The 14,584-nt window shown below is 71.8% G+C and carries 14 protein-coding genes and 1 pseudogene; 4 read left to right on the forward strand and 11 right to left on the reverse strand.

The window, feature by feature from the left end:
• Positions 1–26 precede the first annotated feature (26 nt).
• Together recO and PS271_RS31360 are read right to left on the reverse strand one after the other, a co-directional pair.
• On the reverse strand, positions 27–773 hold the full coding sequence (gene recO / locus PS271_RS07900; protein ID WP_120754509.1) for a DNA repair protein RecO: 747 nt from the start codon (positions 771–773) through the stop codon (positions 27–29).
• 41 nt (positions 774–814) lie between these two features.
• Positions 815–901, reverse strand: a pseudogene (locus tag PS271_RS31360) (DNA repair protein RecO); the annotation flags it as partial.
• 100 nt (positions 902–1,001) lie between these two features.
• Here PS271_RS31360 and PS271_RS07905 point away from each other — a divergent pair.
• A complete protein-coding gene (locus tag PS271_RS07905; RefSeq protein WP_398381274.1) occupies positions 1,002–2,126 on the forward strand; it encodes a hypothetical protein in 1,125 nt (374 codons plus the stop codon).
• Positions 2,127–2,142: 16 nt separating this feature from the next.
• Here PS271_RS07905 and PS271_RS07910 read toward each other — a convergent pair whose 3' ends face one another.
• Together PS271_RS07910 and leuA are read right to left on the reverse strand one after the other, a co-directional pair.
• Positions 2,143–2,880 carry a TerB family tellurite resistance protein gene (locus tag PS271_RS07910; RefSeq protein WP_398386730.1) on the reverse strand — a complete coding sequence of 246 codons (738 nt, stop codon included), beginning with the start codon at positions 2,878–2,880 and terminating at the stop codon, positions 2,143–2,145.
• 179 nt (positions 2,881–3,059) lie between these two features.
• Positions 3,060–4,829: a 2-isopropylmalate synthase gene (gene leuA, locus PS271_RS07915; RefSeq protein WP_398381275.1), complete on the reverse strand. Its 1,770-nt coding sequence runs from the start codon at positions 4,827–4,829 to the stop codon at positions 3,060–3,062.
• Between the two features lie 288 nt (positions 4,830–5,117).
• On the opposite strand from leuA, the gene PS271_RS07920 reads away from it, so the two are divergent.
• Positions 5,118–6,176 (forward strand): M4 family metallopeptidase, encoded by a 1,059-nt coding sequence (locus PS271_RS07920; protein WP_398381276.1) that lies wholly within the window; start codon positions 5,118–5,120, stop codon positions 6,174–6,176.
• 30 nt (positions 6,177–6,206) lie between these two features.
• Positions 6,207–6,479: a protealysin inhibitor emfourin gene (locus tag PS271_RS07925; RefSeq protein WP_398381277.1), complete on the forward strand. Its 273-nt coding sequence runs from the start codon at positions 6,207–6,209 to the stop codon at positions 6,477–6,479.
• Positions 6,480–6,493: 14 nt separating this feature from the next.
• Here PS271_RS07925 and era read toward each other — a convergent pair whose 3' ends face one another.
• The 3 genes from era to PS271_RS07940 form a co-directional block, all read right to left on the reverse strand.
• On the reverse strand, positions 6,494–7,435 hold the full coding sequence (gene era, locus PS271_RS07930) for a GTPase Era (protein ID WP_398381278.1): 942 nt from the start codon (positions 7,433–7,435) through the stop codon (positions 6,494–6,496).
• A 72-nt stretch (positions 7,436–7,507) separates the two neighbouring features.
• On the reverse strand, positions 7,508–7,858 hold the full coding sequence (locus PS271_RS07935) for a cytidine deaminase-like protein (RefSeq protein ID WP_398381279.1): 351 nt from the start codon (positions 7,856–7,858) through the stop codon (positions 7,508–7,510).
• A 65-nt stretch (positions 7,859–7,923) separates the two neighbouring features.
• Positions 7,924–8,745 (reverse strand): helix-turn-helix transcriptional regulator, encoded by an 822-nt coding sequence (locus tag PS271_RS07940; RefSeq protein WP_398386732.1) that lies wholly within the window; start codon positions 8,743–8,745, stop codon positions 7,924–7,926.
• Between the two features lie 128 nt (positions 8,746–8,873).
• Here PS271_RS07940 and PS271_RS07945 point away from each other — a divergent pair, with 128 nt between their 5' ends.
• Entirely contained in the window at positions 8,874–10,340 is a 1,467-nt protein-coding gene (locus PS271_RS07945) for an MFS transporter (protein ID WP_398381280.1), read from the forward strand.
• A 69-nt stretch (positions 10,341–10,409) separates the two neighbouring features.
• On the opposite strand, the gene PS271_RS07950 is transcribed toward PS271_RS07945, so the two are convergent.
• From PS271_RS07950 to PS271_RS07965, 4 genes are all read right to left on the reverse strand, one after another.
• Positions 10,410–11,387, reverse strand: coding sequence for an alpha/beta hydrolase (locus PS271_RS07950; protein ID WP_398386734.1), 978 nt, complete (start codon positions 11,385–11,387; stop codon positions 10,410–10,412).
• A gap of 322 nt (positions 11,388–11,709) precedes the next feature.
• Positions 11,710–13,005 carry a hemolysin family protein gene (locus PS271_RS07955; protein WP_398381281.1) on the reverse strand — a complete coding sequence of 432 codons (1,296 nt, stop codon included), beginning with the start codon at positions 13,003–13,005 and terminating at the stop codon, positions 11,710–11,712.
• Positions 13,002–13,499, reverse strand: coding sequence for an rRNA maturation RNase YbeY (gene ybeY / locus PS271_RS07960; protein ID WP_356279828.1), 498 nt, complete (start codon positions 13,497–13,499; stop codon positions 13,002–13,004). Before ybeY ends, PS271_RS07955 begins: the two co-directional genes overlap by 4 nt.
• Positions 13,500–13,506: 7 nt before the next feature.
• A complete protein-coding gene (locus tag PS271_RS07965; protein ID WP_398381282.1) occupies positions 13,507–14,508 on the reverse strand; it encodes a PhoH family protein in 1,002 nt (333 codons plus the stop codon).
• Between the last annotated feature and the right edge of the window lie 76 nt (positions 14,509–14,584).

Genomic DNA, 14,584 nt, shown 5'->3' on the forward strand with positions numbered 1-14,584 from the left:
GCCACTACTCCTTGGTCCCTGTTTCCCTATTTCTCGACATACCGGAGCGAGCGGAGGCCCCGCTCCAGGTGCCAGTGCAGATATGCCGCGACCAGGCCGCTGCCCTCTCTGACGTGGCGCGCCTCGCAGGCGTCGGCCGTGGCCCAGTCGCCGGTCAGCAGCGCACCGAGCAGCCCGATCGCCTCCGAGGAGGGTACGACGCTTCCCGGCACCCGGCACTCGCCGCAGATCACGCCGCCCGCGGCGACCGAGAAGAACCGGTTCGGACCGGGCATTCCGCACCTGGCGCAGGCGTCGAAGCTGGGCGCGTAGCCGTTGACGGCGAGGGAGCGCAGCAGGAACGCGTCCAGGACGAGGCCCGGGGCGTGCTCGCCCGCGGCGAGCACGCGCAGCCCGCCGACGAGCAGCAGGTACTGCTGGACGGCCGGTTCGCCCTCGTGGTCGGTGAACCGCTCGGCGGTCTCCAGCATGGCCGTGCCGGCGGTGTAGCGGGCGTAGTCGGTGACGATGGAGCCGCCGTACGCGGCGATGGTCTCGCTCTGCGTGCACAGCGGCAGGCTGCGCCCGACGAGCTCGCTCCCCCGCGCGAAGAACTGCACGTCGACGTGCGAGAACGGCTCCAGGCGCGCCCCGAACTTCGACTTGGTCCGCCGCACCCCGCGCGCGACGGCGCGCACGCGGCCGTGACCGCGGGTGAGGAGGGTGATGATGCGATCGGCCTCACCGAGCTTCTGTGTACGCAGCACCACGCCGTCGTCGCGGAAAAGACTCATCGCGCACCCCCTCGGGTGTCCGGCCGGGGGTCCGGGGGTTGCCCCCCGGGAGAAAGCAGCATGATCCTGTCGGCCTCACCGAGCTTTTGCGTGCGGAGCACGATGCCGTCGTCGCGGAAGAGGCTCATGGAGCTATTCTCCCGTACCCACGCGGGCTGAACGCCCGCGCCTCCGAGGGCACAATGTGAGCGCCATGTCGATCTTCCTTCCCCCAGTGAGTTGTTCCCGGTGACCCCCACCCGCCGCCGGCGCCGCAGGCGCCGTCATCCCGTCCGTTCCGCCGCCGCGGCGACCCTCGTGTGCCTGCTCGCCGCGCTCTTCCTGCTGTTCGTCACCGTGCCCGGCAAGCGCGCCGACAGCCGGGCCTTCGCTACGGCCCCCGCGTGCGTGGGCGACGAGCCGGCCCTGGAGTGCCGCAAGACGATCGACGGCACCGTGAAGGGCACCGAGACCGTGCCCCGGGGCAAGACGACGCATTACTGGCTCACCATCACCGGTCGCGGCGGCGACACCCACCACGCCGATATGAACGGCCCGTCCTCGGTCTACGGCACGGTCAGGCCCGGCGACAAGGTGAAGGCCACCTACTGGCGCGGCAAGATCCGCTTCGTCGACTTCCGCGGCACCGTGCAGCTCACCGCCGACCAGCCGAAGGACGCCTACCGCCTCCCGTTCGCCATCGGCCTGGGGCTGCTCGCGCTCGGCGCCACGTTCGCCTGGCTCACCTACTGGATGGTCCGGCAGGTCCGCAGCCACCCCGCGCGCTACGCCTGGCAGGCCACCGTGCTGCCCTGCGCAGGGGTCCTGACCGGGGTCGTGGCGTTCGTCGCGGCCATGGTCACGGACACGGTGCCGACGGCGCTGGTGCTGACCGGGGCGGGCGCGCTGCCCGTGGTCCTGGGCGCGCTGTGGCGCATCAGGGTGCGCCGCCGGCAGGCGGAGGAGTTCGAGGTCACCCCGGTCGTGCCGGAGCGGGAGGAGTGCGTCGAGGGCGGTGTCGCGGCCCGCACCCCGTACCGCGGCGAGCTCATCGGCCCGTACCTGGTGGTGGGCCCCGGCCTGCTGGCGGTGACGCCCGACCCGGAGGGCCGCACCCTGCGCAGGGTGCTGCCGCGCACGCTGGTGGTGGAGCGGGTGCGCGTGCCGTACTGGTCGGATCCGTCGGGCGTCACGGCCGAGACCCGCGGCTGGCGGAAGGCGCTGCGCCAGGTCGTCGTGGTCTGCCGCGACGGCGCCGACGAGGTGCTGATCGGCGTGCAGCGCAAGCACGTGCCGTGGGTGCTGGGGGCGCTGCGGCGGCCGGAGCCGGCCGGGGAGCCGCAGGGGGCGGCCGCCTCGGAGAGCAGGGCGTAGCGCGCCCGCGGCGCTGCTAGGAGGGGGTCCGCGCCGCGGTCAGCAGCCGGTCCGTGTCCTCCGGGGCGAGCATGAGGGCCCGGCCGACCGTGGCGAGGACCTCCCGTTCGGCGGGCCGGTAGGGGCCGTCGGCGAGGGCGATGCGGGCGCCTTGCAGGAGGATCGATTCGCGGCCGGCGGGCGCGAGGTGCGGCGCGAGGGGCTCCAGGGCCTCGTGGAGCTCGATGGCGAGGGCCGTGCCCCGCGGGTCGAAGCCGTCCCTCCCCGCATAGGGGGACGGGGTGCCCAGGTCGGTGCCGTACGCGCCGGGGAGGCGGCCCGTGTCGGCGGCGAGGGCCTCGATGAGGGTGATCAGCTGTTCCTCGCTGCAATCCACGAAGCCCGCGGCCCGGACGGCGCCCACGGCGGCTCTTCGGACCGTGCGGGCCTCGGTGCCGCCCGCGGCGAGGACGGCGAGGGCGACGGTGTGCACGGCGTCGCGCAGCATCGCCGAGAAGCGGGTGGTGGTGGGGTGGTCGAGGGCGTCCGTGCCGTAGCGGGTGCGGCAGGCGGAGCACTCCACGACCGGCCCGACGGGGCCGCGCGGCAGCAGCGGCAGTCCGAAGGCGACGAGGCGGCGGCGCCCGGTGCGGCGGCGGTAATTGCGGTCGCCGCCGCAGCCGGGGCAGTAGAACTCGCCGTCGCCGACCGTGCGCCACACGGTGCGTACGCCCACCACACACCGGTCCCGGCCGGGTCGGCCCTGCGCGTGCATCACGGCGCACACCTCCATAACGCCACGGCCTCGTCGCCGCGTTGACGTGATGTTAGCCACATCGATGATGCGACGTCAGTACCCCGTGCGCAGCGGGCGGGCGTCATACGGGGGATCTCGCCACGGCACCACCGGATACGGTGGTTTCGCCCGGGGTCCCTTGACGGCGGCGCGGCCGGTCAGCCGCGGTACGCCCGGTTCACCGCCGAGACCACCGCCTTGATCGAGGCGCGCGTGGTGTTGGGGTCGACGCCGATGCCCCACAGCACCTTTCCGTCGATCACGCATTCGATGTACGAGGCGGCGCGGGCGGCCGCGCCCTCGCTCATGGTGTGCTCGCTGTAGTCGAGGACGCGGGCGTCCACGCCGATCGCGGCCAGCGCGTCGACGAAGGCGGAGATCGGGCCGTTGCCCGTACCGGTCAGGACCGTGTCGGCGCCGTCCACGACCGCCTCGACGGTCAGCGCGTCGCCGCCCTCGCCCGTGGTGGACGTCTGGGTGGAGCGCAGCGCGATCCGGCCCCAGGGGTTGCCGGCGGTGGGCAGGTACTCGTCCTGGAAGACGGACCAGATCTCGGCCGGGGTGACCTCGCCGCCCTCGGCGTCGGTCTTGCCCTGGATGATCTTCGAGAACTCGATCTGCATCCGGCGCGGCAGGTCCAGCTTGTGGTCGTTCTTCAGGACGTACGCGATGCCGCCCTTGCCGGACTGCGAGTTCACGCGGATGACGGCCTCGTAGGAGCGGCCGACGTCCTTGGGGTCGATCGGCAGGTAGGGGACGGCCCACTCGATGTCGTCCACGCCCTTGCCCTCGGCCGCGGCGGTGGCGGCCATGGCCTCGAAGCCCTTCTTGATGGCGTCCTGGTGGGAGCCGGAGAAGGCGGTGTAGACGAGGTCGCCCGCGTAGGGGTGGCGCGGGTGGACCTCCATCTGGTTGCAGTACTCGGCCGTGCGCCGCACCTCGTCGATCTGCGAGAAGTCGATCATCGGGTCGACGCCCTGGGAGAACAGGTTCATCCCCAGGGTGACCAGGTCGACGTTGCCGGTGCGCTCGCCCTGGCCGAACAGGCAGCCCTCGACGCGGTCGGCCCCGGCCATGACCGCCAGCTCGGCGGCGGCGACGGCGGTGCCCCGGTCGTTGTGCGGGTGCACGGACAGGCAGACGTGCTCGCGGCGGGACAGGTGCCGCGACATCCACTCGAAGCGGTCGGCGTGGGTGGAGGGCGTGGAGCGCTCGACGGTGGCCGGCAGGTTCAGGATGATCTCCCGGCCGTCCTCGGGCTGCCAGACGTCCATGACGCCCTCGCAGACCTCCAGGGCGAAGTCCAGCTCGGTGTCGGTGAAGATCTCCGGGCTGTACTGGAATCCGAAGACCGTCTCCTCGCCCAGGAGCTTGTCGGCGTACTCCACGACCAGGCGCGTGCCGTCCACCGCGATCTGCTTCACCTGCTCGCGCGAGCCGCGGAAGACGACCCGCCGGAAGACCGGGGCGGTGGCGTTGTAGAGGTGGACCGTGGCGCGGTGGGCGCCGCGCAGGGACTCGACCGTGCGCTCGATCAGCTCCTCGCGGGCCTGGGTGAGGACGGAGATCGTCACGTCCTCGGGGATCGCGCCGTCCTCGATGATCGAGCGGACGAACTCGAAGTCGGTGGCGCCGGAGGACGGGAAGCCGACCTCGATCTCCTTGTAGCCCATGCGGACCAGCAGGTCGAACATCTCGCGCTTGCGGGCGGGCGACATCGGGTCGATCAGGGCCTGGTTGCCGTCGCGCAGGTCGGTCGACAGCCAGCGGGGCGCCTTGGTGATCCGCCGGTCGGGCCACGTGCGGTCGGGGATCTCCACGGCCTCGTAGGGGCGGTACTTGTGCACCGGCATCCCGGAGGGGCGCTGGGTGACCGTGGCGGCGGTCAGCGGGGTGGGACGACCGACCGAAGCGGGGATCTCGGGCATCTGCGGGGGCTCCTCATGGGTCCTGGAAGGGCCGGCCGACGGGGCGGGGTCACAGCGTGACCGCAGCACCTCACTCCGCGGGGAGGGGGTCGGCCGATCGACTACAGGCCCTCGCCGCGGCAGCTAAGAAGAAGCAGCCCGAAACGCATGATGCACAGCACGGTAGCCGAGCCGTACGGGATCCGGTACGGGCGTTCCAGCATGCGGGACACGGAACGGCTCCACTCGATTGTGTTAATCGGTGCGCCGGGGCCTGACAGGGCCGGGGGCCGGTGCCAGATTCAGGCCATGAGTGACACCGTGAAGAGCGTTTTCTGCACCATCATTCCGCCGCACGTGCTCGACAAGCTCGCGCGCGCCGACGACGCCGCGCGGGCCGAGACCGCCCAGCGCACCCTGGAACATGACTCCCTGCAGCGCACCCGGCGCCGGGTCACGGCGCTGCGCGGAGTCACCGCCCCGGCGGGCACCCCCTCGGACACCCCGCAGCGGACGATCTACGACGCCGGGCACCGGGCGGTGCAGCCCGGCAAGAAGGTCCACGGCGAGGGCGACGCGCCCTCGAAGGACGCGACGGTCAACCGCGCCCACGCCGGGCTCGGCGCCACCTTCGAGCTCTACCTCAAGGCGTACGGCCGGCACTCCATCGACGACGCGGGCCTGCCCCTGGACGCCACGGTCCACTACGGCCAGGGCTACAACAACGCCTTCTGGGACGGCAGCCAGATGGTCTTCGGGGACGGCGACGGGGACGTCTTCCTCGACTTCACCATCCCGGTGGACGTCATCGGCCACGAGCTCACCCACGGTGTCACCCAGCACTCGGCCAACCTGGAGTACTACGGCCAGTCCGGGGCGCTGAACGAGTCCGTCTCGGACGTCTTCGGCTCGCTGATCAAGCAGTACGCGCTGGGGCAGACCGCCGACCAGGCCGACTGGCTGATCGGGCAGGGGCTGCTGGGGCCGGGCGTGGACCGCGGGGTGGCCCTGCGCTCCATGAAGGAGCCCGGCACGGCCTACGACGACGACGTCCTCGGCAAGGACCCGCAGCCGGCGACGATGGACGACTACGTCCGCACCTCGCGCGACAACGGCGGAGTGCACATCAATTCGGGCATCCCCAACCACGCCTTCTACCTCGTGGCGAGCCGGCTCGGCGGCAACGCGTGGGAGCGGGCCGGGAAGATCTGGTACACGACGCTGACCGGCGGAGAGCTGGCGTCCGACGCCCAGTTCGCGGACTTCGCCCGGCTGACGGTGGCGGCCGCGCGGGCGCTCTACCGCGACGGCGACGAGGTCCAGGCCGTCCTCAAGGCGTGGTCGCAGGTGGGCGTACCCACCTCGTAAAGGTGGGCCCGCCGGGGCGAGAATGGCGCCATGCGGATCGTCATCACCCGGACCGGCGGATTCGCCGGCATCGAGCGCCGGGCCGAGCTGGACACGAACGGCCGGCCCGACGCGACCCACGTACAGGCCCTGGCCCACCGCGCACTCGCCGCGCCGCCCGCCGGCGCGGGAGCCGCGCGGGGGGTCCCGGACGGCTTCCGGTACGAGATCGACGTCGACGGCCGCACGGTCCACTGCGCGGACCCGCACGTCACCCACGACCAACGAGAACTGATCAGGCTGGTCCTGAAAGAAGGCGCGTAACGCCTTGCCGGCGTCTAGAAGCCCAGCTTCCGCAGCTGCTTCGGGTCGCGCTGCCAGTCCTTTGCCACCTTCACGTGAAGGTCCAGGTAGACCGGGGTACCAAGGAGCGCCTCGATGTGCTTGCGGGACTTCATGCCCACCTCCTTGAGGCGGGCGCCCTTCGGGCCGATGATGATGCCCTTCTGGCTGGGGCGCTCGATGTAGACGTTCGCGTGGATGTCCAGCAGCGGCTTGTCCGCCGGCCGGTCCTCCCGCGGGAGCATCTCCTCGACCACGACGGCGATGGAGTGCGGCAGCTCGTCCCGCACGCCCTCCAGCGCGGCCTCGCGGATCAGCTCGGCCACCATGACCTGCTCGGGCTCGTCGGTCAGGTCGCCCTCGGGGTAGAGCGGCGGGCTCTCCGGAAGCATCGGCACGAGCAGGTCGGCCAGCAGGGAGACCTGCTGGTCGCCGACGGCCGACACCGGGATGATCTCCCGCCACTCGATGCCGAGCTCCTCGCCCAGCTTCTGGATGGCGATCAGCTGCTCCGCCAGCGCCTTGGAGTCCACCAGGTCGGTCTTGGTGACGATCGCGACCTTGGGGGTCTTCTTGATCCCGGCCAGCTCGGCCGCGATGAAGCGGTCGCCCGGACCGAGCTTCTGGTCCGCGGGCAGGCAGAAGCCGATGACGTCGACCTCGGCCCACGTGGTGCGGACGACGTCGTTGAGCCGCTCGCCCAGCAGCGTGCGGGGCTTGTGCAGACCGGGGGTGTCGACCAGCACGAGCTGGGCGTCGGGCCGGTGCACGATGCCGCGCACCGTGTGGCGCGTGGTCTGCGGGCGGTTGGAGGTGATGGCGACCTTCGTCCCCACCAGTGCGTTGGTCAGGGTCGACTTGCCCGCGTTGGGGCGGCCGACGAAGCACGCGAAGCCCGCGCGGTGAGGGGCCTGGGAGGGGGCGGCAGAGCTGTCCATGCTCCACATTCTCCCCGATCCACTTCCCCCCGCCGACCAGCGGGCTCCCCGGCCGCCGCCCCGCGCGCGGCCTCAGCCCGCGGTGACGGTGGCGCGCAGGGCGCCGTCGGGGCCCGCGAGGAGCACGGGGGTGGCGGCCCCGCCCAGGTCCCGTACGGCGGCCCGGTCCTCGTCGGAGACGGCCCCCGCCTCGGAGACGACCGCCGCCGCCTCCAGCGACTTCGCGCCGCTCGCGACGGCCATGGCGACCGCGGTCCGCAGCGCGCTGAGCCGCAGCGAGTCGAGCGCGACCGTGCCGGCCGCGTACGTGCGGCCCGTCTCGTCCCGTACGGCCGCGCCCTCGGGCACGGCGTTGCGGGCGCGCACGGAGCGGGCCAGGGTGATGATCTTGCGGTCTTCTGGGTCCAGCGTGCTCTCCGTCATACGGGGGAGCATAAAGAGCCCGGGCGCGCCCGCCCCTGCCGGGACCGGCTCCTGCCAGTCCCCCGTCAGCCCGCGACCGAGTACATCCCGCCCCGCCGGCCCTCCGGCGAGACCAGCCACTCCAGCTTCGCGGCCGTGCCCGTGTCCGCCACCGGGTTGTGCATGACGATCGTCAGGTCCGGCCGGGCCGGCACGCGCAGCTGCGTGCTCTCCAGGTACAGCGCCCCGGCCACCGGGTGGTCGAACTCCTTGACCAGCTGCCCGCCCGCCTGCACGTCGCCCCGCGCCCACAGCTCCGCGAACTCCGGGCTCTCCGCGGACAGCTCCGCCACGATCTCCTGGAACCCCTCGTCGTCCGGGCGCTCCGAGTACGCGGCGCGGTACTGCGCGACGACCCGCCCGGCGTTCTGCTCCCAGTTCGCCGCGCGGGCGCGGTAGGCGGGGTCGGTGAAGAAGTCGACCAGGCAGTTCGGCCGCGGCTGCCGGCGGAAGCCGATGACCAGGCGGGCCGAGTCGTTGAACGCGATCAGGTTCCAGTACGGGTCCATGATGTGCGCCGGGTACGGCATCCAGCCGTCGATCAGCCGCTGCAAGCCCTCGCACAGGTAGTCCGGGTCGTACGGGGACTCCGGCTGCGGCGGGTTCAGCCCGGCGAGCACGTAGAGGTGGCGGCGCTCGTCCCCGCTCAGCCTGAGCACGTTCGCCACGGCGTCCAGCACCTGCGGCGAGACGGTGATGTCCCGCCCCTGCTCCAGCCACTGGTACCAGGAGGCGCCCACGCCGGCGAGGACCGCGACCTCCTCGCGGCGCAGCCCGGGCGTGCGCCGGCGGCCCCCGCCGTCCGGCAGGCCCACGTCGGCCGGGGCCACCCGGGCCCGGCGGCTCATCAGGAACTCACGCAGCTCTTGGCGGCGGCGCGCCTGTGCAGTCAACTTTCTCCCCCTTGCCTGGTGGTGCGGCCACCACCATAAGCACGCTCTCCCCACGTTTCTTCCGCCCGCCGGAAGGTGGGGGCATGGCGATCGACTCCCCTCCCCGCTCCACCTCCCCCTCCCCCTCCGCCGGCGCGGCCACCGCCGCCGCGCCGGGCATGTCCGCCCGCGACAAGCTGGTCCTGCTGGTGCTGTGCGCCGCCCAGTTCATCGTGGCCCTCGACTTCTCCATCCTGAACGTGGCGCTGCCCGTCCTGGGCGACGACCTGGGCATGGGCCAGGCGGACCTCCAGTGGGCGGTGACCGCGTTCGCCCTGCCGTCCGGCGGCTTCCTGCTCCTCTCGGGCCGGATCGCCGACCTCTACGGCCGCCGCCGCGTCTTCCTGGCCGGGCTCGCGCTCTTCACCGCGGCCTCCGTGCTCGCCGCGCTCGCCTGGGACCCGGCCGTCTTCCTCGCCGGGCGCGCCGTGCAGGGCCTGGGCGCGGCCGTCATCGTGCCGACCGGCATGTCCCTGCTGACCACGACCTTCGCCGAGGGCCCGCAGCGCGAGCGCGCCCTGGGCATCAGCGGCACGCTGCTCTCGCTCGGCTTCACCGTCGGCATGGTGCTCGGCGGCGTCATGACCGACACCCTCGGCTGGCGCTCGACGATGGGCCTGCTGGGCGTCGCCGGGCTGGCGATCCTGGCGCTGGCGCCGCGCCTGCTCACCGAGTCGCGGCCCGCGGAGCGGCCCCGGATCGACATACCGGGCGCGGTGACCGTCACCGGCGGCCTGCTGGCCCTCATCTATGGGCTGTCGACCGCGGCCCAGCGCGGCTTCGGCGGCGCGGACGTCCTGATCGCGCTCGTCCTGGGCGCCGTGCTGCTGGTGGCCTTCGTGGTCGTCGAGTCCCGGGCCGCGCAGCCGCTGGTCTCCCTGCCGATGCTGCGGCGACCCACGGTCGCCTGGGGGAACCTGGCCGGCCTGGTCACCTTCGCGATGATGAGCGCCGTCATCTTCCTGCTCACGCTGTACCTCCAGGAGGTGCTGGAGCTGTCGGCCTTCCGCTCCGGCCTCGTCTTCGGCGTGCAGGGCGTCTTCGCCGTCGCCGCCGGCATCTCCGCGCCGAAGGTCATCGCCCGCATCGGCACCCGCACCACGCTGCTGGCCGGCCTGGCCGTGCAGGCCGTGTTCACGGCCGCGCTGCTCGCGCTGGGGCAGGACGCCTCCGGCGCGTGGCTGGCCCTGGTGGCGGCGAGCATCGCCTGTGTCGGGCACCTGTGGGCGATCGTCGCCTACGGAGTGACGGCGACGTCGGGCCTGCCCGACACCGAGCAGGGTCTGGCCACGGGGCTGGTGACCAGCTCGCAGCAGGTCGGGCTCACGATCGGGATCCCGCTGCTGAGCGCGGTGGCCTCGGCCCGGTCCGCGGCCCTTGCCGACGGCGGCTCGGACTTCGCGGCGGCCACGCTGGGCGGCATCCGGCTGGGGCTCGGGGTGGACGCGCTGGTCGTCGTGGCGGTGGCGGCGGCCGTCGCGGTCGGCCTGCGGAAACGGCGCGCGGCGTGACGAACGCCCGGGGCGGGCTGGAGGGATTCCAGCCCGCCCCGGGCGTGCGTACGGAGGGTGATCAGGCGATCAGGAGGAGGGCACCGGCCCCTCCATCTGGTCGCTGATCCACTTCATGGGCTCCTGCATCATCTTGAGGTACGTGGCGGCGTTGTGCGTGCCGTCCGGTATCTCCCAGAGCTTGGTGTGGACGGGGCCCTTGCCGTAGGTGGCCATGAACTTCTTCACGTCGGAGATCATCTTGGCGTTCTCCTTGGTGCCGTACTGGAAGGCGATGTAGACGTCGGGCCCCTTGGCGGCCGCCAGCTGCTTGGCCAGCACCTCGGGGTTGTTCTCCGCCTTCTCCTTCTCATGGCCCCGCCACAGCGGCGAGTCGGGCACGATGTCCGGGCCGTTGGCGATCGCGGTCTTGAACTTGTCGGGGTGCTTCAGCACGGACTTCAGGCTCGCGAAGCCGCCGGTGGAGGAGCCCATGTAGCTCCAGCCGTCGCGTGACTTGATCGTGCGGAAGTTGGCCTTCATCAGGTCCGGGACGTCCTCGGTCAGCCAGGTGCCCATCTTCGCCTGGCCGGGGATGTCACTGCCGTCCCAGTAGATGCCCTTGTCGTCCGGGCCGGGGTTGAGGATCGGCATGGCCAGCAGGAAGGGCTTGCTCTTGCCCTGCTGGTACCACTTGGAGACGCTCTTCTCCAGCGAGAGCTTGTCCGGGCCGAACTCGCCCACGCCCCAGTAGTTGCTGTCGTTGCCGGGGCCGCCGGGCAGGGCGATCATGACGGGGAAGCCGCTGGAGGCGAACTTCGGGTCGTCGGTGTACTCCTTGGGCGCCCAGACCCACACCTTGCCCTTGAATCCGGACTTCTTGCCGTCCAGGGTGACGACGCTGACGTGCGTGCCGTCGGGGAGCGTCTTGGCGTTCTTGAAGTCGGCCTGCGGGCCCGTGGGCATCAGCGTCTTCCCACTGGCGTCCGTCCCGCCCCCGCCACCGGCCTGGCCGTAGCTGACGGGATCCCCCTTGTCGGTGAACGGGGGGATCTCGAAGTAGCTCATCACCGGCCAGGCGATCAGCCCCAGCGTGGCTACGGACGCCACCGCAACGAGCCATCGTCGGGCACGGCGAGCACGGTTGCGGCCGCGGGACTGGTAGGCCCCGGTGGAGGGATTCGTCATCGTGGTGCTCCGGCAGACAAAGGCGGTCAGTTCCGTGCCTCCAGATGAAGGAATCACGGCCCGGGGTTCCCGAATCGCCCCGTCGGGCCGCCCCTGATACGAAATGCTCACAAAGCCCCCCGCATGGACGCAGGGGGCTTCGCGAGATCGGCCGGGCGATCGGCGCGCACCGGCCCGGCGACCGGCCGGCCGGCCGCTTACGTCAGCGGACCGGCTCGACCAGGACCGTCACGATGCGGTTCCGGCGGCCCGCGGACGCCTCCGCGGTCAGGCGCAGGCCCGTGACGCCGCCCGGCTCGCCCAGCCCGTACTCCGCGAGGTCCACCTCGGCCACGGCGCCCGCGATCGGCACCCGGCCCAGCGACTTCGCCAGCAGGCCGCCGACCGTCTCGACGTCCTCGTCGTCGAGCTCGCCGAGGCCGTAGAGCTCGCCCAGGTCGCCCAGGTCGAGCCGCGCGGTCACGCGGTAGCGGCCCTCGCCGAGCTCCTCCACCGGCGGGAGCTCGCGGTCGTACTCGTCGGTGATCTCACCGACGATCTCCTCCAGGATGTCCTCGATGGTGACGATGCCGGCCGTGCCGCCGTACTCGTCGATGGCGACGGCGCAGTGGTTGCGCTGCTGCTGCATCTCGCGCAGCAGGTCGCCCGCGTTCTTGGTGTCGGGCACGAAGACGGCGGGCCGCATCGCGGTCGACACCAGCTCGGACTCCGCGTCCCGGCTGATGTGCGTCTTGCGGACGAGGTCCTTGAGGTAGACGACGCCCACGATGTCGTCCTCGCTCTCGCCGGTGACCGGGATCCGGGAGAAGCCGGAGCGCAGGGCGAGGGTGAGGGCCTGGCGGATGGTCTTGCCGCGCTCGATGACGACGAGGTCGGTGCGCGGCACCATCACCTCGCGCACCAGGGTGTCGCCGAGCTCGAAGACGGAGTGGACCATGCGCCGCTCCTCGTCCTCGATGAGCGACTCCTTCTCGGCGAGGTCGACCATGGCCCGCAGCTCGGCCTCGGAGGCGAAGGGGCCCTTGCGGAAGCCCTTGCCGGGGGTGAGGGCGTTGCCGAGGAGGATCAGCAGCTGCGGCACCGGGCCCATGATCCGGGCGAGCGGCAGCAGCACGTAGGCGGCGGCCGTGGCCGTGCCCAGCGGGTGCTGGCGGCCGATGGTGCGCGGGGAGACGCCGACGGCCACGTAGGAGACGAGGACCATCACGGCGATGGCGACGGTCAGCGCCTGCCAGGTCTTCTCGAAGCCCTGCAGGCAGACGTACGTGACGAGCACGCCGGCCGCCATCTCGCAGGCGACGCGGACGAGCAGCGCCACGTTGAGGTAGCGGGTGGGGTCGGCGGCGACCGCCATCAGCCGGGCGCTGCCCCGCCGCCCGGACCGGACGGCCTCCTCGGCGCGGAACCGGGTGGTCCGCGCGAGGCCGGCCTCGGCGCAGGCGGCGAGCCAGGCGACGACGAGGAGCAGGACCGCGGCCGCGATCAGGCGCCCGGTCACGTGAACGTCGGGGCCGGGGAGGGCCCCTCGATCCCGCGCTCGGCGCGCCAGCCGTCGACGATGGCGGCCTGGAGGCCGAACATCTCGGCCTTCTCGTCGGGCTCCTCGTGGTCGTAGCCGAGCAGGTGGAGGACGCCGTGGACGGTGAGCAGCTGGAGCTCCTCGTCCATGGAGTGCCGGGTGGGCGCGTCCTCGCCCTGCTGCTTGGCGACCTCCGGGCACAGCACGATGTCGCCGAGGAGGCCCTGCGGGGGCTCGTCGTCGTCCTTGGCCGGGGGACGGAGCTCGTCCATCGGGAAGGACATCACGTCGGTGGGCCCGGGCAGGTCCATCCACTGGATGTGGAGCTGCTCCATGGCTTCGGCGTCGACAACGATGACCGAGAGTTCGGAGAGCGGGTGGATGCGCATCCGGGCGAGGGCGTAGCGGGCGATGTCGAGGACCGCCTGCTCGTCGATGTCCGTGCCGGATTCGTTGTTGACGTCGATAGCCATCGTGTTTTTACCGGGGGGTGCTTTCGTTTCGGCTGTCGTACTGTTCGTACGCGTCGACAATACGGCCGACGAGCTTGTGCCGGACGACGTCGTTGCTGGTGAGCAGGGAGAAGTGGACGTCGTCGACGCCGTCGAGGATCTCCCGCACCTGGCGCAGGCCGCTCTTCGTGCCGCCGGGGAGGTCGATCTGGGTGATGTCTCCCGTGATGACGATCTTGGAGTCGAAGCCGAGCCGGGTCAGGAACATCTTCATCTGCTCGGGGCTCGTGTTCTGGGCCTCGTCCAGGATGATGAAGGCGTCGTTGAGGGTGCGGCCGCGCATGTACGCCAGCGGGGCGACCTCGATCGTCCCGGCGGCCATCAGGCGCGGGATGGAGTCGGGGTCGAGCATGTCGTGCAGGGCGTCGTAGAGCGGGCGCAGGTAGGGGTCGATCTTCTCGTAGAGCGTGCCCGGCAGGAAGCCGAGCCGCTCGCCGGCCTCGACGGCGGGGCGGGTCAGGATGATCCGGTTGACCTGCTTGGACTGGAGGGCCTGCACGGCCTTGGCCATGGCCAGGTAGGTCTTGCCGGTGCCCGCGGGACCGATGCCGAAGACGACCGTGTGCTTGTCGATCGCGTCGACGTAGCGCTTCTGGTTGAGCGTCTTGGGCCGGATGGTGCGGCCGCGGCTGGAGAGGATGTTCTGGGTGAGGACCTCGGCGGGGGTCTCGGCCCCCTGCGCCTCGTCCCTGAGCATGGCGATCGAGCGTTCCACCGCGTCCTCCGTCATCGGCGCACCCGTGCGGAGCACCAGCATCATTTGATCGAACAGGCGCTGCACGAGGGCGACTTCCCGCGGCTCCCCGGTGGCGCTGATCTCGTTGCCCCGTACGTGGATGTCCGTGGACGGGAACGCTTTCTCTATGACCTGCAGGAGGGCGTCACCGGAGCCCAGGACCGTCACCATGGGGTGCTTGGCCGGGACCGTGAACCGCGCCGTCGCCTGCGGTCGTGTGGGTGTCTGAGTCATGGGCCGGCGCTCTGGCCTGCTCATCGCCTCTTTTCTGCATTCCGGGTCCGGAGATCCTTGGAATACCAGGGTACGA

It is taken from the genome of Streptomyces sp. SCA2-17 (assembly GCF_044336695.1).